We start from the raw sequence: 19,063 nt of genomic DNA, 5'->3' as shown, positions 1-19,063 counted from the left end.
CTGCCGGTCGGGGCCTTCATAAGTTGCGGGGACAGGATTTGAACCTGTGACCTCTGGGTTATGAGCCCAGCGAGCTACCGAACTGCTCCACCCCGCGTCGCTTGATCAACACTACCCTACTTTCGCGGCCGCCCTGACCACCACACCGCGAGCCCGCCGTCACCGGTGAACCCACCCGTGAACCACAGCGCCCGGGAAAGCAAAAGAACCGGGCAAAGCGAAAGACCCGGACATTGTTTCCAATGTCCGGGTCTTTCCTCAGTTGCGGGGACAGGATTTGAACCTGTGACCTCTGGGTTATGAGCCCAGCGAGCTACCGAACTGCTCCACCCCGCGTCGCAAGAACTACTTTACCGGGAGGTGAACCGCAGGCCAAATCGTGGCGGCGTGACGTCCGTTACGCCGCCCGGCACCCAGCCCCGCGGGGACCGGGTGCCGGGTGCCGCCGTCGTACTACTGCCCTGCCGACGGGGACGGGGACGGCGAGGATGAAGGCGATGCCGAGGCAGCGGGGGCCGGGCTGGCCTCCGGAGCAGTGACCGGAATCTTGGCCTCCGCGTCCATCGCCTTCTTCAGCGCGGCCGCAACCTTCTTCTGCGCGTCGCCATAGGCAGCGAAGTCGCCGGCCGCGAGCGCCGTTTGGCCTGCCTGGATGGCGGCGTTCGCCTCGTCCAGGGCCGCCTTGAGCTGGGCCTTGGCGTCCGCCTCTGCGGGAGTGGCAGGCGCTGACGGACCGGCCGGTGTCTGGCCATTGTTGGCCGAATCCCCCGCGGCTGCACCGGAATCCCCACCGAAGAGCTGCTTGAGGGCTGCGTCAAGTGTGGGCGCGAAGCCCACCTTGTCGCCGAAGGCCACCAGCACACGCTGCAGCGTGGGGTATGACGTCTCACCGGTCGACTTGAGGTAGACCGGCTGGACGTACAGGATGCCGCCGCCCACCGGCAAAGTGAGCAGGTTGCCGTTCAGCACGTCGGACGCGCCCTGCCGCAGCAGGTTGAGTGCCTGCGACACAGTGGGATCCGAGTTGAACTTGTTTTGCGCCTGCCCCGGACCGGGCACCTGTGTTTCCGGCGGGATCTGCAGCAGCCGCAGCTTTCCATAGCCGTCAGCCTTTACGCCGGCCTGGTTGCCTGCATCCGAATCAGCGGCGAGGAAGCCGTACAGGACGTTGCGCGCATTACCGTTCACGATCTGTGGGATGAAGGACGACGTCAGCTGGAACGCCGGCTTCTGCTGGTCCGGCATCTGCAACGACATGTAGAACGGCGGCTGCTTTACGTCGGTGTCCACGGTGGGGTCAGCCGGCGTGCTCCATGCGTCGTTGTTCTTGTAGAAGCTGGTGGGATCGGTGACGTGGTACTGCCCCAGCAGCTCGCGCTGGACCTTGAACAGGTCCTCCGGGTAGCGCACGTGGCTCATCAGCGCACCGGACATCTCCGAATACGGCTTCAGCGTTGAAGGGAAGACCTTCTGCCAGGCCTTGAGGACGGGGTCGGTGTCGTCCCAGGCATACAGGGTGACCGAGCCGTCATAGGCATCCACCGTAGCCTTGACGGAGTTGCGGATGTAATTCACCGTGCTGTTCGGCAGGGCCACGGCGCGGCCCGAGCTCGTCTGGGAATCGGCAGTGGCATCAGACAGGGACTTCTGCTGCGAGTAGGGGAAGTACTGGCTGGTGGTGTAGCCGTCCACGATCCACTTGACCCGGCCGTCCACCACAGCCGGGTAGGCGCCGCCGTCAACAGTCAGGTACGGTGCCACCTTCTGGACACGCTCGCGGGGGTTGCGGTCGTAAAGGATTTGCGACTCGGGGTTCACGCCATCGGAGAGCAGCAGATCCGAGGACTGGAACTTGATGGCGTAGAGGATCTTGTTGAAGAACGAGCCAACGTTCGGCCCGCCGTTGCCCTTGAAGGTGTACTGGGTTTCCCCCTCACCTTCCTTGCCGGAGGGACGGTCCTGCTCGCGCGGCGTGGCACCGTCGGGAGCCCCCACGATCGAGTACTCAGGCGAGGATTCACCGAAGTAGATCCGCGGTTCGTAGGTGGTGTCGTTGCCCAGCACGCCGGTGGACGGAATGCCGGACTGCAGGAACTCAGGCTTGCCGTCCACGGTGAACTTGTTGCCCTTGGCCGCCACCACACCGTAGCCGTGCGTGTATACGACGTGCTGGTTCAGCCAGCCCTGCTGGTTGGTTGCGACGTTCGTTGGGTTCAGCTCCCGCACGGCGATCACCGTGTCCTGGATCTTGCCGTCCACCTCGTACCGGTCCACGTTGAGGGCCTTGGGGAACTGGTAGTAGGGGCGGTACTGTTCCAGCTGCGCAAAGGCGTCGGAGATCAGGTTCGGGTCCAGAAGCCGGATGTTCGCCGTGGTCTGCGCGTCAGGTGCAAGTGCCCCCGTGCTGGCGGTGTTGGTGGCGTCATAGCGGGTTTCCTGGATGCCGTCCAGGCCGTAGGCCTTGCGGGTGTTCTCGATGTTGCGCTGGATGTACTTGCTTTCCAGGGTCTGCTCCGACGGGCGGACCTGGAACTGCTGGATGACCCACGGGTACACGCCGCCGGCCAGGATGGAGGTGATGACCAGCATGGCCGTGCCGATCACGGGAAGGCGCCAGCGGCCGATGACGGCTGCAACGATGAAGAGGATGGCCACCAGGACGGCAGCGACGGCGAGGATGGCCTTGGTGGGGATGACGGCGTTGACATCGGTGTAGAGCGCACCGGCCCAGCGGCCGCCGTTGCTCTGCACGGACGAGTAGCGGTCCAGCCAGAAGTTGACGCCCAGGAGCACCAGGAAGGCGGCACCGATGACGGCGATGTGGATCTGCGCAGCGCGGCTGGTGAACACGCCGCGCTCCATGAGCCGGATGCTGCCGTACAGGTAGTGGGTGAGGATGCCGGCGATGCCTGCGATCACCACCACGCTGATGAGGAACCCGGTGACGAACCCGAGGAACGGCAGGGTCATCAGGTAGAAGCTGATGTCCATGTTGAACTGCGGATCGGGCTGGCCGAAGCCGACCTGGTTGAAGAACAGCAGGACTTTCTGCCACTGGCTCGCGGCCGCGCTGCCCGCAAAGAGGCCGAAGAGGACCGGCAGGCCGATCATGACAATCCGGCGGACCGGCTCGAGCTGGGCCTGGTACCGGTTGAGGTTGTCCCGGATCTCAGAGTCCGGGGCGTAGACGGGCCGGGCGTTGTAGGCAATGCGGATGGAGAAGAAAACCGCCGCGAACATAATGGCGAAGCCGGCTGCGAAAGTGGCGATCTTGGCAAGGTTTTCGGTGACGAAGACCTCGAGGAAGCCCAGTTGCCGGTACCAAAGGACGTCGGTCCAGACGTTGGCGAAGAAAATGAAGCCCACTACCACCAGGGCAACGACGATGAGGGTGGGCGTCAGGGCTCCCCGTCGCGATGGGGGCCTTCCTGTGGACGTGGTGCTGGCGGGACGGGACAAACTGGGTACCTCATAGCTGGTCGTCGAAACATTCGAAGCGTGCGAGCGACGTACGGTACCGGTCAAACGGCTGGTTTCGTCCGTCATCAGTGCCACGAGTGGCGGTAAAGCTTAGTTCCTGTCGAAACTGTTTGGGCCCAGTCTATGCATGGCGCAGGCGGCCTATTTGCCCGTGCACGCCGGAAGTGCGGATGTGTCCTGCCCGCTCCCGGCCAGTTCCACCGCGTGCCGCGCTTCTGCGAGGTTCTCCACGCGGACCACCTGGAGGCCGTCGGGGATGTGTCCGGCAACCTCGTCGCAGTTGGCGGCGGGCGCCAGGAACAGGGAGGCTCCGGACGAGCGCGCACCCCGCATCTTCTGGCCGATGCCGCCAATGGGGCCCACCGCACCGTCCGGCGAAATGGTGCCGGTGCCCGCGATGTGCTTGCCGCCGGTGAGGTCGCCCGGCGTCACCGTGTCGATGATGCCCAGCGAAAACATGAGTCCGGCGCTGGGGCCACCCACCTTGTCCAGGGAGATCTGCACCTGGAAGGGGAAAGTAAACAGGTACTTCAGCATGACGCCGAGAATGAAGCGGCCCTGGCCGTTGTCCTTGGGCGTCACCTCGAGGGCAACAGGCTGGCCGGCGCGTTCCACCGTCACCGCGGCCGGGGCCCCCTTGCCCGCAGCCAGTTCATCCTGGATGACGGAGAGTGAGGTGATCTCCTTGCCGTTGATGGACTTGAGGATGTCGCCCTGCTGGATCTTGCCCGCAGATGCCGAATCCTTGGACAGGCCCGCGGCCTGGAGCTGCTGGCCGAACGGAATCTTGAGTTCGTTCAGGGCGGAGGCCACCGCGTTCTCCTGGGACGTGGCCATGGCCACCGCACTCTGCTCCTGGGCCTCCTCCTTGGTGGTTCCCGTGGGATAGATCAGTTCCACCGGGTAGACGGCCTTGGAGTTGTCCAGCCACGCGGAGAAGGCGTTAAGGATGCTGACGGAGCCGGTGGGGCCGCCGTCGACATACACGGTGGTCAGGTCCAGGCTCCCGGCAGCGGGATAGGTCTCGTGGCCGCTGACATTGATCACCGGATGCCCCTGGCTCTCCCCCAGCGTGTTGTAGGTGGGCCCGGGCGACTCGATCACGTAAGGCACCGGAAGGGTGCCCACGGCAATCCCCAGCCCCAACGCGGCCAGCCCGGCAACCATCATGGTGGAAAGCCGCCTGCCCGGGCGTCCGCCGTCGGCCGCCCTGACACTGCTGCCCGCGCCCGCCGCACCGCTTCCGCCCGGGCTTTCCGGCGGACTGCCGGCCCCGAAGGGTCCGGGGCTGGAGAAGGGGGAAACGTCGGGAACGTGGTCCTCGGAGGGATGGCCGCCACGGGTTGTAGTCACCCCACCAACAGTACGCGGTGGCGGCGGGCCGGGGGGCTTTGCCTAGAGCGAACGACGGCGGCGGGCGGCAGACAGCCGACCCCCACCGGGGTACCGTGAAGGTTGATCAACAGTCACACCATCGATCGGCGGGACCATGACCTCCAACCCACTCAATCCGTCCAACGGCGACGACACCCCCAAGGATCCGTTGACCGAAATGCTGCAGAACCTGATGGGCGGCAAGGGGATGGAAAACTTCGACCCCTCCGAACTCGCCAAGGCTGCCGGCCTGCCAGACGACCCCAACCTGCTGGCCCAGATGTTCTCCCAGGTGCAGGCCATGATGAGCGCACCGTCCGAGGGGCCCGTCAACTGGACGCTGGCCCACGACAACGCCCGGCGCGTAGCCGCCGGCAGCTCCGACCCGTCGGTTTCGGCGCAGCAGTCCCGGGAGGTGGACGAGGCCCTCCGCCTCGCCGAGCTGTGGCTGGACCCGGTCACTGACCTGCCCGCCACCGGCCTGATCGGCAAGGCCTGGTCGCGCGCGGAGTGGGTGGAGGCCACCCTGGGCACCTGGAAGCGGCTGACCGAACCCGTGGCCAACAGCATCGCCAATGCGCTGTCCTCCGCCATGACGGAGCAGATGCCGGAAGAGATGAAGTCCATGATGGGCGGCGCCTCCTCCATGCTGCAGAACATGGGCGGCGCGATCTTCGGCATGCAGCTGGGCCAGGCCATCGGCGCCCTGTCCAAGGACGTGGTGAGCTCCACCGACATCGGCGTCCCGCTGGCCGACCTTGAAATGGCACTGCTGCCGGCAAACGTTGCCGCCTTCGGCGAGGGCCTGTCCCTGCCGGAGAACGATATCCGGCTGTTCCTTGCCGTGCGGGAAGCCGCCCACGCCCGGCTCTTCGTGCAGGTTCCCTGGCTGCGCGGACACCTGCTGGGCGCCATCGAGGCCTACGCCCGCGGCATCCACATCGACACCTCGCGCATCGAGGAACTCGCCCGCGACCTGGACCCGAGCAACCCGGAGGGCATCCAGGAGGCATTGTCCCAGGGTGTGTTCATGCCGCAGCGGACCCCGGCGCAGGAACAGGCCCTGGAGAAGCTCGAAACGGCGCTCGCCCTGGTGGAGGGCTGGGTGGACGAACTGACTGCGGCGGCCACCGAGAAGGTGCTGCCGTCGGCCGGGGCGCTCCGGGAAACCGTGCGGCGACGCCGGGCAACGGGTGGTCCCGCCGAGCACGCCTTCGCCTCCCTGGTGGGGCTGGAGCTGCGGCCGCGCAGGCTTCGCGATGCCGCCACCCTCTGGGCCACGCTGAAGGACGAACGCGGCATCGAGGGCCGGGACGCCATCTGGCACCACCCCGACCTGCTGCCCACCGCCGAAGACCTGGACGATCCGAAAGGCTTCAGCTCACGCCGCAAGCTCGCCGAGGCCAGCGACAGCGAAGTTGACGACGCCCTGCAGAAACTGCTCAGTGGCGGGTTTGACGATACTTCCGCTGAAGAGGGCGGAGCAGCGGACACCAAAGATGCCGGGGACAAGGACGACGACGGCGAAACCGGAGAGCCCAAAAACTGACACCCCCAGACGCCGATAAAGACCCCGGTGGGCCAGGAAGTCCTGGCCCACCGGGGTTTTTAACGCCCCATCGGTGTTCCGGACATGGGCTGGCCGGCGTCGCCGCTGCCGGCCGTGCCGTCCTTGTCCAGCCCCTCCAGCCCCCGGGAAGTGGCGAACGAGACGCCCTCCAGGAATGCTTTGGCCCGCGGAGTTTCCGGGTAGGCCTCCAGCAGCTTCCAGAATGCGGCGTTGTGCGAAGCCACCAGGAGATGGGCCAGTTCGTGCAGCAGGACGTAGTCGATGACCCACTGCGGCATGGGCCGCAGTTTGTCCGACAGCCGGATGGTCCCGTCGGCCGGCGTGGCGGAGCCCCACCGGGAGTTCTGGTTGCTGACCCAACGGACGGACGTGGGCGCCGGCCTGCCGCCGAGGTACTGTGCCGACAGCTGTGCGGCGTGGGCTGCAAGGGCATCATCGGTAGCGGGGCGGCGCCGGCCGGCTGCAGCCCGCCGCTCCCCCTGCTTGTGCAGCTTCGCCAGCATCCGCTGCACCCACTCCCGCTCTTGGGCAGCAGTGAAACGGGCCGGAATGGCGACCACCGCCGTGCCGTCCTCCCAGAACGCGGCCACCGTCCGCGTGCGCCTGGCAGAACGCCGTACCTCAACCGGGGAACCGTGGGATGTGGTCAGTGTTGCTGCCTGCTGCGTGCTGCTGCTTGCCGGGCTGCCCCGCCTCACAGTACGGAACTTTCGACAAGAACCCGGAGGACGTCTTCCCCGTACTTTTCCAGCTTTGACGGGCCGACGCCCGCGAGGCCGGAGAGCTCCTCCAGCGATGCCGGCCTGGCTTCGGCAATGGCGGTGAGGGTGGCGTCCGTGAAGACGACGAACGCGGGGACATCCGCCGACTGGGCCACCTCGCGGCGCCAGTTGCGCAGGGCGTCGAAGGTCTGTTCCTCGTAGGTGGGGGGACAGGCGTTGCAGCGGCCCACCTTGCGTTCGGCCCCGGTGGCGAGCATGGTGCCGCAGACCCGGCACACAGCGGGCGCGGCAGCCTTTCGGCGGGGCGGGGTTCCCTTTCCGCGGGCACTTGAACTTGCCACCGAGTCAGGCCGCAGCCCGTCCAGGAACCGGGACGGCTTCCGGTTGGCGCGGCCGCCGGGGGTCCGGGCGGTGCTCCACGAGAGGGACAGGTGCTCACGGGCCCGGGTGATGCCGACATACAGCAGCCGGCGTTCCTCATCCACCGATTCGGGAGAGTCCGCGAAGGAAATGGGCATCAGGCCCTCGCTGAGCCCCACCAGGAAGACGGCGTCCCATTCCAGGCCCTTGGCTGCGTGGAGGGAAGCGAGCGTCACGCCTTGGACGGTGGGCGCGTGCTGGGCCAGGGAGCGTTCCTGGAGTTCGTTGACGAAATCCGCCAGGCCAAACTCTGGACCGCGGTTTTGGACGAGTTCATCGGCGAGCGCCACCAGCGCAGCGAGCGACTCCCACCGCTCACGCAGGGCTCCTCCGCTGTGCGGGGCAGAATCCGTGTACCCGAGGGACGAGACGATGTCCCGGACCAGCTGGCCCAGGGGTTCCGGCGTATCGGTTTCTGAAACGGCCCGGGTGGCTGCGCGCAACTGGAGGATGGCGTCCCGGACCTCCTTGCGGGCGAAGAAGCGTTCGCCTCCCCGGAGCTGGTAGCCGATTCCTGCCGCCGCGAGCGCCTGTTCGTAGGCTTCGGACTGGCCGTTGGTGCGGAAAAGGACGGCCACCTCGCTGGCGGGAGTCCCGGCGTCGAGCAATGCCTTGATCTTCTGCGCCACCGTGGCGGCTTCGGCCTCGTCATCGGTGCATTCGGTGAACTGGGGGGCCGGCCCGGCGGGGCGCTGCGCCACAAGCTGAAGGGGGGCTGCCCAGGCGGCGTCGGCGGCAGGGCCACCACTTCGGCGGCCGGCCAGCAGGTCATTGGCCAGTTTCACCACCTGCGGGGTGGACCGGTAGTCCCGGACGAGCTTGACTACATTGGCCTGCGGATAGCGGGCTTTGAAGTCCAGCAGGTGCCTGGGCGATGCGCCGGTAAAGGAGTAGATGGTCTGGCTGGCGTCGCCCACCACGCACAGTTCGTCACGGCCGCCGAGCCAGAGCTCCAGGAGCCGCTGCTGCAGCGGGGAAACGTCCTGGTACTCGTCCACGACGAAGTGCCGGTACTGTTCCCGGACGGTTGCAGCAACCTTCTCATCTTCCTGCAGGATGCCCACCGTGATCAGCAGGACGTCCTCGAAGTCGATCACATTGCGGTCCGTCTTGACGTCCTCGTAGGACTGGAAGACGCGGGCCACCGCAGTAAGGTCGAACCCGCCAGGAGCGCCCCTCCCCTGCGCGTTTTCAAGGTAATTGGCCGGCGTAAGCATGGACACTTTGGCCCACTCGATCTCAGAGGCAAGGTCGCGGATGGAGGCCCGGTCCGTGCTGAGCCGGAGCCTCCGGGCGGCCTCTGCAATCATCTGGGCCTTGTGGTCCAGGAGGTTGGGCAGCGTGCCGCCCACGGCCTGGGGCCAAAAGAACTGCAGCTGGCGCAGGGCCGCGGCGTGGAACGTCCGGGCCTGCACATTTCCGGCACCGAGGTCGCGCAGCCGGCTTCGCATCTCTGCCGCCGCCCGGGCAGTGAAGGTCACGGCGAGCAGGCGCTGCGGGCTGTAGACGCCCGAGTGGACGCCATAGGCAATCCGGTGGGTGATGGCACGGGTCTTTCCGGTTCCCGCGCCGGCCAGCACGCACAACGGGCCGCTCAGCGTACTGGCCACCTCACGCTGTTCTGCGTCAAGCCCCCCAAGGATCCGGTCCTCAAGGGAGGCTGCTCCGTCAAAATTTTCTGTAGTCACTTCTGCTGCTTTGTTTCTCGACTACCGCGTGCTGGAGTCTGGTGGATGGAATAACTTAGTCGCCGGTCCGGTCCTGGATCCGGCCGCCGTACCAGTGCTCAATCAGGGAGCGGGCAATGGAGAGCCTGCTGGAAATGGTGATCTCACCACTGAGCACCGCTTCCTGGAGTTCCTCGCGGCTGAACCAGCGGGCCCTGGTGACCTCCACGCCGTCGGGCGTTGCCTGGGCGTCCTCGGTGACGGCGGTAAATCCAAGCATAAGGGAGGCCGGGAACGGCCACGACTGCGAGCCGAGATACTGGCAGGCGGTGACCCGGACGCCCACCTCTTCCTGGATCTCGCGGACCACAGCTTCCTCCAAAGACTCCCCCGGCTCAACGAACCCGGCCAGGGTGGAGTAATTCCGGGCGTCCACGGGGCCACCGCCGCCAAGGAGCAGCCGGCCGTCCGGGCCGACGACCGTGACGATGATGGCGGGGTCGGTCCGGGGATAGTGTTCAGATTTGTCTGCCGGGCACCGGCGTACCCAGCCGCCGGCTTCAACGTCCGTTGGTGTGCCGCAGCGGGGGCAGTGTGTGTGGGCTGCATGCCAGTTGGCGATGGCGCTGGCTTCCACGAACAGGGCTGTGGAGGTGGCCGTCAAGGCTGCTGCGACGTCCCGAAAGCCGGCCCAGGAAGCGTCTGCGGGAATACCGGCCGTGCCGGGTTCCGGAGGAGCAGGCAGGACGAACAGCAGCAGCTCGGTCCCCGCCGGAACGTCCGAAGCAGGCAGGGCGGATCCGAGGTACACCACGAGCTCCGGCGCTGATCCCGCCTCTTTGAGGTGTGCCAGGAGTTCCCTGGCCCCGGTCAGGACCAGGTTGCTGCCGCGCACCAGGCCTTGCCGGCCTGACAGCACTGCGGCCACCGCGTCCGGCCCGGCCAGCAGGTCATCAATCATCCCGGCCCTGATGCGGGCGGCTGATCCGCGGTCCACCAGTGCCGGCCTCACCGGGAGCAGGGTGTCCACCAGATGGTTCGCCGGCAGCGGCGCCGGCACAGCCTGATGGACGGTTACAGCGGACTCCGTGTGGCTCATGCTTCCACCGTACTGACTGCTACAGACATTTCACATTTTGGCCGGGCCCCATCCGCCCCGGGGTGCCCCCTAATTCCAGCTATCTCGAGACTCGCCGCGGCCAGACCGCCGTCTGGGACGGCGCGCAATCTACCGTGGAACGGTGAGAAGAAAACCGATTGAACTGGCGGCGATTGCAACCGCGGCAGTCCCCGGACTGACCCCGACAGCTGTTAGCTCTGCGCCGGACGACCCCGCGGACTTCGACTCGGCCCTGCTCCTCGATTCCGAAGGCAAGCGCTGGCGGGTCCGGTCGCCGCGGCACGCCGAAGCCAGCGCACGGCTGGAAACGGAGTTCCTGGTGCTGCGCGCCTTCGCTCCCGCCGTCCGGGCCGAACTGCCGTTCCTGATGCCAACGGTCGCCGGCAGTGTCCGGTTGGGAAGCCTGACCACATTCGTCTACTCGCACCTGTCCGGGAGCACGCGCAGCGTGGAAGAGCTGACCTCCGGACCGTCAGGCCTCGCCCGCGAGATCGGTTCCGCGCTGGCCGCGGTCCATGACCTCCCCCGGTCGCTGGTCAGCAACGCCGACCTCCCCAGCTACACCCCCAATGAGTTCCGCCAACGGAGGCTGAACGAACTGGACCAGGCGGCAACGACGGGCAAGATCCCGGCCGCACTGCTGCGCCGCTGGGAACATGCCATGGAGGACGTATCCCTGTGGCGGTTCAACCCCTGCGTTGTCCACGGCGACCTGCACGAGGACAACCTGCTGGTGGAGTCAGGCCGGGTGACTGCGGTAACCGGTTGGACGGACCTGCGCATCGGTGACCCCGCAGACGATTTCGCCTGGCTGGTGGCCTCCAACGAACAGGACTTCATTGATGCCGTACTGAAGTCGTACACGTCCAGCCGCCGCGACGTGCCGGACCAGCACCTGCTGCGCCGGGCCGCCCTGTCAGCCGAGTTCGCCCTGGCGCAGTACCTGGTCAAGGGCCTGGCGGCCGGCGACCACGACATGGTCAGCGAGGCCGAGGGAATGCTCGAGAGCCTTGCCAGCGACATCGCCGAATTCGGCGGCCAGCCGATCAGTGTGGAGCCGCTGCCGGCCAAAGGCACTCCCGCCGCACCTGCAGCAGCCGCACCCGCGGCGGCCGGAACGCCGGCTGCAGTCCCGGCTCCCTCACATGGCAGTTCAGCGGTCAGTCCCGCAGTGACGGTCATCCCGGTCCCCGTCGAACCGGCAGCAGATGCCATGCCGGATGTCCCGTCGCCGGCAGCAGTTCATGCACAGCCCGCCGTCCACGTGGCCCCTATCCCGGTGGAGCCAGCCGCGGGTGCTGAGGCCGCGGAGGTGCGGGCCGGAGAAACCAAGGCGGCGGACGACACGTCCACGGCAGCCATCTCGGTCATCAACGCGAACCGGAGCTGAGCCCGACAGGCCGGGCCCCCTGAGGCACCACCGTGGTGTTCCCCAGGTGTGGGCCCAGCCTCAAGGCCGGGTAATCGCAGCGGCAACGATTCCCTCCAGGTCGGCCGCCGTCCCCAGGTCGTGCGGCCGCACTACCGCGTTGTCAGCAACGTAGAAGAATGCCGCCCGCACCTCCTCCAGCGGAACATCCTTGAGGCGCGCCCAAGCCAGCCGGTAGACCGCCAGCTGCACCGACCGGGTCTTCAGCTGCTCTGCCGACGGCCGCCGGCCGGTCTTCCAGTCCACCAGATCCCAGCGGCCGTCAGCGTCCTGGAACACTGCGTCCACCCGGCCGCGCACCACCACTTCGCCCACCCTGGTTTCCACGGGAACCTCAACGAAAGCCGGTGACCTGTCGGCCCACGGGGAAGCCTTGAAGGTGGCTACCATCTCATCAAGGTCGTAGGCAGCATCGATATGGTCGTCCGAACCCGGTGCTTCGCCGAGGTCCAGCATGCCGGCCTTTCCGAAATACTCCTCTACCCAGGCGTGGAACGCCGTGCCCTTCCGCGCCGACATGCCCGGTTCGCGTGGCACAGGGCGGCGCAGGCGGCCCAGCACTGCCGTGGGGTCGTCTCCAAGGTCAACAAGGGTGGAAGCCGATATATGGGTGGGCAGGTGCACATCCTGGCCGCCTGACCTCCTTGCCCTGCGCTCCAGCAGCAGCGCAGCTTCGCGTGCCCAGCCTGCAGCTGCCCCAGTGAGCCCGGGCAGTGATCTGTCTTCCTCTCCGGGCTTGCCTGCCTGCCCTGTCCCCTCAGTCCGAAGCAGCCGGGCAGAACCGGCGGCCAGTATTCCGAGCACCTGCTGCGCCGCCGTTTCCATGGCTGTCCTGCGCCCGCTGGCCAGGCGCAGGCGTTCACCCGTCCGTGGGTCGACAGGTCCTTCAAGAGGATCGTAGGGCCAGCGGGCTTCTTCCGTTTCCAGCGTCAGCGGGCTCTGTTGGGGCAACGCTGCCTCTTCCAGCGACAACGGATGGACAACAGCCGGCACCCTGGATCCGCCATCAGCCGGTTGCGTGAGGGCTTCCAGTTCCGCGAGGAACGGGGACATTTCCGCGCGGCCGGCCCGCGATCCCACCCAGGCGGCACTGGACACCCACAGGACATGTTTGGCCCTGGTGTAGGCAACGTAAGCCAGCCGGCGTTCCTCCGACTCGCCGTGGGCCTGCACCCCGGCTTTGTACTCTTTTTCGGCATCCAGCCAGCCTTTCTGGTCCGGCTGGTCGAGGTCCCACTGCGGCAGGTCTGCCCGGTCCCCACGAAGCGGCCATGGCAGGGCAGCAGAACCGCTGCTCCAGCGGGAGTCCCGGTCGCTGGGAAAGGCGCCCGCGTTCATGCCCGGAACAAACACGACGTCCCACTCCAGCCCTTTGGAAGCGTGCACCGTCAAGAGCTGCACGGCTTCCCGGTTGACGTCGCTGGCTGGCGCCTCCAATCCGTTTTCCTCCGCCGACGCAGCCTCAAGCCAGGACAGGAAAGCGAGGATGTCCACCCGTTGGGAGGTGCGGAGGAACCCTGCAGCCGCATCCTGGAAGGCGTCGAGGTTGCGGCGGGCCTGGTGAATGCTGATTCCGGGGCGGGCGGCGACCTCGATGTCCAGCAGCATGGCCCTTTCGACCTCCCCCAGGAGCGTGGTGAGGTCGTCCCCGAGGTAGCCGCGCAGTTGCCGCAACTCGGCTGACAACCTGGCAAGCCTGCTGCGCGCCTCCGGGCTGAGGGTGCGGCCATTGGACGAGGTCCATCCGTCCCGGGGCAGGAAGTCCAGGGCCTCCACCAGGCTGGCTCCGTCGGTCAGGTCACCCTCAAGGACGGGGGCATCTGCTTCGTCGTTGTCATTGTCCTGGACGTCGTCGTCGAACCCCTGTGCGGCCTTCCCCCGGCTGCGTGCCAGCTGGCTGGACCAGTCGCGCAGGGCCATGAGGTCGGCAGGTCCTATCCGCCACCGGGCACCTGCGATAAGCCGCATGAGGGCATCAGACCGGCCGGGGTCTGCAAGGACGCGCAGCGTGGCCACCAGGTCCACGATTTCCGGAGTGTCCAGGAGGCCGCCGAGGCCCACGATTTCGTAGGGGATGCCCCGGGCCTCAAACTGCCGCCGGACGGGCTCCATCTGCGCGCGCCGGCGGCACAGCACGGCGAGCGCCGGGGGCTCCGGTGTACCGTCCGGCTTCAGCTCGAAGTCCGTCACGCGGTACCGCAGGACATCGTCAGCCAAGGCAGCAGCTTCCTCCACGTCGCTGGCGAAACGCCCCAGCACCACGGTTCCGTCCACGGCGTGGGGGCTCGGTTGCAGCGGCGGCACTTCAGCAGCAGCCGGCCTGCTTCCGGCAGGTCCATGATGTGCAGCTGTCCGGCCCAGGGATTGGGACATGACGTTGGCAGCTGCGAGGATCGACCGGCCGTTCCGCCATGCAGTGGTCAGGTAGGAGGTCGGGGCGGGCGCCCAGCCGGTTCCTTCCCCCGCTCCCCCGGTGCGCACGGGAAACTCGCGAACGAAGTGGAACAGCTGCCCCGCCGAAGCGCCGCGAAAACCATAGATCGACTGATTGGGGTCGCCGACCGCCGTCACGGCATGGCCGCCGCCAAAAAGGCGGGAGAAGAGCACCAGCTGGGCATACGACGTGTCCTGGAATTCGTCGAGCAGAACCACCTTGTACCTTTGGCGTTCCATCTGGGCCGCCAAGGGAACATCCTGCGCCACCTTGGCAGCGAGGGCCACAAGGTCGCCGAAATCGAGTGCCCCGCGGGCCCGTTTGGCGGCGGCGTAGCGGCCCACCATGTCGGCGACGCTTGCCCGGGTCCGCAGCATACCGCCGAGGTCCAACGCGGCCTTTGGCGTGTTCCTCTTCTTGTCGGCCAGGTACGGCAGGGATTCAAACTCCGAAAGACGCGCCATCAGCCACGCTTCCACGTCTTCGGGTTCCTGAAGGTGTTCGGCGCATTCACCGGCCAGTTGGATGACGGCCTTCACCAGGGTGGACTTGGCCGCACGGAAGTGCTGGTATTCGCCGTCGTAGGCTTCAACCACCTCGCTGGCAAGCTGCCAGGCCTGCGCACCCCCCAGCAGAACCACGTCCCGCTCCACCCCAAGCCGCAGCCCGTAGTCGGAAACGATGCCGCTGGCGAATGAGTGGTAGGTGGACACCTTGGGCTCCAATGCGTCACTGCTGACCAGCCCTGCCGGGAATAGCTCCCGGTGGTCGTCCTTCGCGGCAAGACGCTGCAGCGCAAGGAGTTTTGACCGGATCCTGCTGGCGAGTTCACCCGCAGCTTTGCGGGTGAAGGTCACGCCCAGGACTTCCTCAGGGGTGACCCATCCGTTGGCCACCAGCCATACCACCCGGTCGGCCATGGTGGCGGTCTTGCCTGATCCGGCGCCCGCGATGACCAGCCGGGGCGCCAAGGGGGACGAGATGATGGCGGATTGCTCGGGCGTGGGGGTGTTCTTCTCGCCGAGCAGCAAGGACAGTTCTTCGGGGCTGAAACGCACGGCCGGGGTGGCCTCCGCAGTAGGGAGTGCCCCACTCATTCGGTCACCTGCCGTCCACGCACACACAGCGGGCACACCTCGGGAAGCCGGCAACCATGACCGCCGTGGCTGCCCTTGGCGGGATCGTGCCGGGCAATGAATTCACTTCCACCCATGACGGCGGCGGCCTCCTTGACCATATCCAATGCCCAGTTCTCCTGTGGGTCGAGTGGTTCCTGCTGTTGGATGGCGGGACTTTTTGCCCCGGTCCCGAGCTGCGCCAGCACGGCCCCGCCGGACAGGCCCTGGCCGCCGCCGGAGGCGTCAAACCCGCCGGCGAGCACTGCTGCCTGGTAGGCGCCCAGCTGCGGATGGCGGGACAGTTCGTCCTTGCCCGGCTGCCTCTTCCCGGTCTTGAGGTCCACCACCACCAGCCGGCCTTCCCCATCGATTTCCAGCCGGTCCACCTGGCCGCGGAGCACGGACTCCCGCGGCGGAGCTTCATCCACCGCCACTCCGCCGAGGGCCACTTCGAAGTCCTGTTCAACACCCAGCAGACTGCGGCCCTCGTCTCTCATGGACAGCAGATACTGCGCCAGCTTCCGCACCATGGACTCGGCGCGCTGGAAGTCCAGCCGGCCCTCCCAATTGTCCTTCATGCCCAGCGCGGGCCACCGGCGCACGAGTTCAGCAACGTACTCGGATCCGGATGCGTCCGGCATGTCCTGCGCGATTGCATGCACCAGGGTGCCCAGGCTTCGGGCGAAGTCTGTGGCAGGCTCCCCTCCCGCTGCCTGGACGAACCAGTCCAACGGCGACTTCTGCACCGTTTCCACTTTCGACGGGGACACGGACACGGTTCCCCCGGGCGGGACCACAGCCTCGGAGGTGGTCAACGGGGCGAGTCCCCACCAGCTGCCAGGGTGGGCTCCGGCCACGGCTGGTTCGGCCGCTGCGAGATGCGCCAGGACCCTGGCGGCTTCCGCGGCTTGCGGCGCCGCGGCGTCGAGCTGGGCATGCTGCCTGAGCTCCGCCACCAGGGCGCGCAGCGTCATGGGCCGTTCCACCTGGGTGAAAGCCCGGCCCTCGCCTTCCGGTCCCAGTGGTGAAACAAAATCCAGGAACGATGACGGTTGGTGGTCCTCCGACGAAACCGCCGTGCAGACCAGCAGTTCGCGTGCCCTGGACACCGCAGTGGAGAAGCTGCGGAGTTCGTCATAGCGGATATCCCGCAGACGGCTGAGGGGATCGCGCTGCAGGGCGTATTCCGGGCCGTGTTCCACGGCATCCGCGTACAGGGTGCTGCCGAGCAGTTCACCGCGGAGCCTCGTATTGGGCCACACCCCCTCCTGCAGCCCGGCAATGATCACTACGGGCCATTCCCGCCCTGCTGCACTGGCCGGCGTCATCAACTCCACGGCGTCATCGAGCTGGGCCCGGGCGGCGAGGGTGTCCATGGGAAGCTCCTGGTTGAGGAGGTACTCCAGGAACTGTTCGGGGCCGGCGCCGGGCATCTGGTCCACGTAGCGTTCCGCGGTGTGGAAGAGCGCCATCATGGCATCAAGGTCGCGGTCAGCCCGCGCCCCGTGCGGTCCTCCCGACAAAGCTGTCGCTGTCCAGGCCGACGACAGGCCCGTTGAGTCCCAGAGCGCCCACAGTACCGACTCGGCATTGGCACCCGGCAGTCCGGCTGCTTCCCGGCCCGCACGGATCATCCGCGCCGTGCGCCGTGCAGCGCGCCCTTCGATCCCCAACGCCCCCAATGCTCCCGGCTCAAGCAGGGCCTGGACCAGCAGCGCATCACTGGCGCGGCCCCCGCCGCCCAGGAGTTCCTCGCGCCGCAACGATTGCCGGAGCCTGCGCAGCTCAATGGAGGTAGCGCCGCCGATGCGGGAGGTGAGGAGGGACACCGCGGCTTCGGGCGTCAAAAGCTCCGGATCCAGCGCAATGGCGAACGCATCGAGGAGCGGACGTACAGCTACCTCATCGCGCACCGCGGATTCAGCCACGGGCACCCGCACGGGAATGCCCTGCCCGGACAAATAGCGCTGCAACTCGCTGACCTGGCCGCCGTTGCGCACGATCACTGCCATATCCGCGAGATCTCGATTGTGGTTTATGTGCTGGTCCAGGATCCGCTGGGCAACGTACCGCAGCTCATGCACCGGAGTAGGGACAAGGTGGGCCTCGACGCTGCCGGGTTCACCGTCATGGCCGGGCCGGCTGAGGCGGCGGGCCAGTTGGCCGCCTGCCCGCTGTGAGATACGGCCTGCGACATTCAACCACGCCTCTGCCACTGCAGGCGCCAGGCCGTGGGAGTTCCACAGCGGACGCTCGAGGACCGTCGACTGGGCTGACAGCAGCCGGGGCAGTTCAGCCACCAAGTCCGGCCGGGCGCCCCGGAATCCCTGGACCACAGTGTCCGGGGACGACGTCACGTAGCAGTCTTTACCGGCGGCGATATCCGCCAGCAACTCGAAGATGGCGGGGTTTGCTTCCTGGATATCGTCCACCAGGACAACCTGCAGCCTGGCACGTTCCGCTGCGAGGAATTCCGGCGCGTCCTGGAAGATCTGCCGGGCGGCTGTGATGATACCGGCGGGGTCGAAGGCTTCGGGCATCCGCAGGTCAAGGACGTCCCGGTACTCGGCGTAGAGGCGCGCCGCCGCCTTCCAGTCCGGCCGGCCGCAGGCGTCCGCCAGTTGCGCAAGGTCCTCAGCCGTGCGGCCCGATTCAATGATGCGGTCAAAGAGTTGCCGCACCTCCTGGCGGAACCCTCTGGTTTCCAGGGCGCCATCAAGATCGGACGGCCACGGCAGTTCCAGGCCCGGCAGCCTGTGGCCCTCAAGGAGTTCCTTGATGATGAGGTCCTGTTCAGGGCCTGACAGCAGGCGCGGCGGCCTGGACAACGGTATGACGCCTTCAGCCTTGGCGCGGCGGATCAGGTCGAATGCGTACGAGGCCCATGTCCTGGCAGGAGTGGTGCTGAGGCTCCTGTCGAGCCGGGCAGTGAAACGGTCCCGCAGGAAGTCGGCAGCAAGCCGGGTGGGCGCAAGGATCAGCATGCGTTCTGGATCCACGCCGTCGCGGAAGACCCGTTGGACCGCGGCCTCGACGAGGACGGTGGTCTTTCCCGTGCCTGGTGCACCCGGAACCAGGACCGGTCCGGAACCTTGGGTGACGTCAACTGCTGCCTGCTGGTCAGGTGTGAGCACGGGTGACTCGGCGTGCACCCGCCGGGGCGGCAGCAACCGGAGGGCGGTGGTGGCCTGCGCGGCGCTCCCGCCGTCCGGGCTTCCGGGCACGGGGAAAGCCGGCTCCCTGCCTGCTTCCGGCTCCTGCCGGTGCGGGTCCCAGGGTCCGGTCAAAGGAATTGTTACGGTCACAAAATCATTCCATCATCAGGCACCGACAACCTGTGGAGCCGACGCTCCAGTTCCTCGGCAACTGCGTCGATACTGTCAAAATCACTGTCTGTTGGCGCCCAGCGTGCCGTGCCCAAATCCACCCGCCACCGCCCCTCCCCCGTGCGGAGATAGGAACTGTAGTCGCCAACCAGCGGGGTGCCTTCTTCAAGGTAAAGCAGCAGGGCCTCGGCCTCGTGCCCCGGGGGTGCGTGGCCGCTGGCCTTCAGGACGCGCCACCAAGGGACGGCGCCACCATGGTGGCTCATGACGGAACCGACCTGGCGTGGGCCGCCCGCACCCAGGAGCTCGGCAACGTCCCCATAGGATACGGCCGCCCCCGGCGGTACCAGGCCCACGACGGCCAGGACCGCTTGGACGTACTCATTCCGCATTGATCCAATTT

Annotated in this window: 10 protein-coding genes and 2 tRNA genes; 2 read left to right on the top strand and 10 right to left on the bottom strand. The window is 67.1% G+C overall.

Going from position 1 to position 19,063, the window contains the following annotated elements; genetic code table 11:
• Window positions 1-23 precede the first annotated feature (23 nt).
• The 4 genes from ACWRN3_RS05355 to ACWRN3_RS05340 form a co-directional block, all read right to left on the bottom strand.
• Window positions 24-97: transfer RNA gene (locus tag ACWRN3_RS05355), tRNA-Met, on the bottom strand.
• A gap of 165 nt (window positions 98-262) precedes the next feature.
• Window positions 263-336, bottom strand: a tRNA-Met gene (locus ACWRN3_RS05350).
• A 117-nt stretch (window positions 337-453) separates the two neighbouring features.
• Window positions 454-3,459 (bottom strand): UPF0182 family membrane protein, encoded by a 3,006-nt coding sequence (locus tag ACWRN3_RS05345; protein ID WP_324642495.1) that lies wholly within the window; start codon window positions 3,457-3,459, stop codon window positions 454-456.
• Between the two features lie 162 nt (window positions 3,460-3,621).
• The gene (locus tag ACWRN3_RS05340; protein ID WP_476740044.1) at window positions 3,622-4,833 is read right to left on the bottom strand and encodes a YlbL family protein; all 1,212 of its coding nucleotides are present in this window, start codon (window positions 4,831-4,833) and stop codon (window positions 3,622-3,624) included.
• 136 nt (window positions 4,834-4,969) lie between these two features.
• Here ACWRN3_RS05340 and ACWRN3_RS05335 point away from each other — a divergent pair, with 136 nt between their 5' ends.
• The gene (locus ACWRN3_RS05335; protein ID WP_255172691.1) at window positions 4,970-6,403 is read left to right on the top strand and encodes a zinc-dependent metalloprotease; all 1,434 of its coding nucleotides are present in this window, start codon (window positions 4,970-4,972) and stop codon (window positions 6,401-6,403) included.
• Window positions 6,404-6,462: 59 nt separating this feature from the next.
• Here ACWRN3_RS05335 and ACWRN3_RS05330 read toward each other — a convergent pair whose 3' ends face one another.
• The 3 genes from ACWRN3_RS05330 to nudC are packed head-to-tail and all read right to left on the bottom strand — an operon-like array spanning window position 6,463 to window position 10,332.
• Window positions 6,463-7,122: a YgjP-like metallopeptidase domain-containing protein gene (locus ACWRN3_RS05330; RefSeq protein WP_476740043.1), complete on the bottom strand. Its 660-nt coding sequence runs from the start codon at window positions 7,120-7,122 to the stop codon at window positions 6,463-6,465.
• Window positions 7,119-9,254 (bottom strand): ATP-dependent DNA helicase UvrD2, encoded by a 2,136-nt coding sequence (locus ACWRN3_RS05325; protein WP_476740042.1) that lies wholly within the window; start codon window positions 9,252-9,254, stop codon window positions 7,119-7,121. The genes ACWRN3_RS05330 and ACWRN3_RS05325 overlap by 4 nt, the downstream gene beginning before the upstream one ends.
• Window positions 9,255-9,309: 55 nt before the next feature.
• Window positions 9,310-10,332, bottom strand: a complete 1,023-nt coding sequence (nudC, locus tag ACWRN3_RS05320; RefSeq protein WP_476740041.1) for an NAD(+) diphosphatase — start codon at window positions 10,330-10,332, stop codon at window positions 9,310-9,312.
• Window positions 10,333-10,474: 142 nt separating this feature from the next.
• On the opposite strand from nudC, the gene ACWRN3_RS05315 reads away from it, so the two are divergent.
• Window positions 10,475-11,743, top strand: a complete 1,269-nt coding sequence (locus ACWRN3_RS05315) for a macrolide 2'-phosphotransferase (RefSeq protein WP_324642501.1) — start codon at window positions 10,475-10,477, stop codon at window positions 11,741-11,743.
• A 60-nt stretch (window positions 11,744-11,803) separates the two neighbouring features.
• On the opposite strand, the gene ACWRN3_RS05310 is transcribed toward ACWRN3_RS05315, so the two are convergent.
• Genes ACWRN3_RS05310 through ACWRN3_RS05300 form a run of 3 tightly spaced genes read right to left on the bottom strand, consistent with a single transcriptional unit; the run spans window position 11,804 to window position 19,052 of the window.
• A complete protein-coding gene (locus ACWRN3_RS05310; RefSeq protein WP_476740040.1) occupies window positions 11,804-15,313 on the bottom strand; it encodes a UvrD-helicase domain-containing protein in 3,510 nt (1,169 codons plus the stop codon).
• Complete coding sequence (locus tag ACWRN3_RS05305) at window positions 15,310-18,639, bottom strand: ATP-dependent helicase (protein ID WP_476740039.1); 3,330 nt, start codon at window positions 18,637-18,639, stop codon at window positions 15,310-15,312. Before ACWRN3_RS05305 ends, ACWRN3_RS05310 begins: the two co-directional genes overlap by 4 nt.
• Window positions 18,636-19,052, bottom strand: a complete 417-nt coding sequence (locus tag ACWRN3_RS05300) for an MGMT family protein (RefSeq protein WP_255172697.1) — start codon at window positions 19,050-19,052, stop codon at window positions 18,636-18,638. Before ACWRN3_RS05300 ends, ACWRN3_RS05305 begins: the two co-directional genes overlap by 4 nt.
• Window positions 19,053-19,063 lie beyond the last annotated feature (11 nt).

This window comes from Pseudarthrobacter sp. rb (assembly GCF_056389225.1).
The sequence above is the reverse complement of the archived record's forward strand: the minus strand, read 5'-3'. Positions and strand labels throughout refer to the sequence as shown.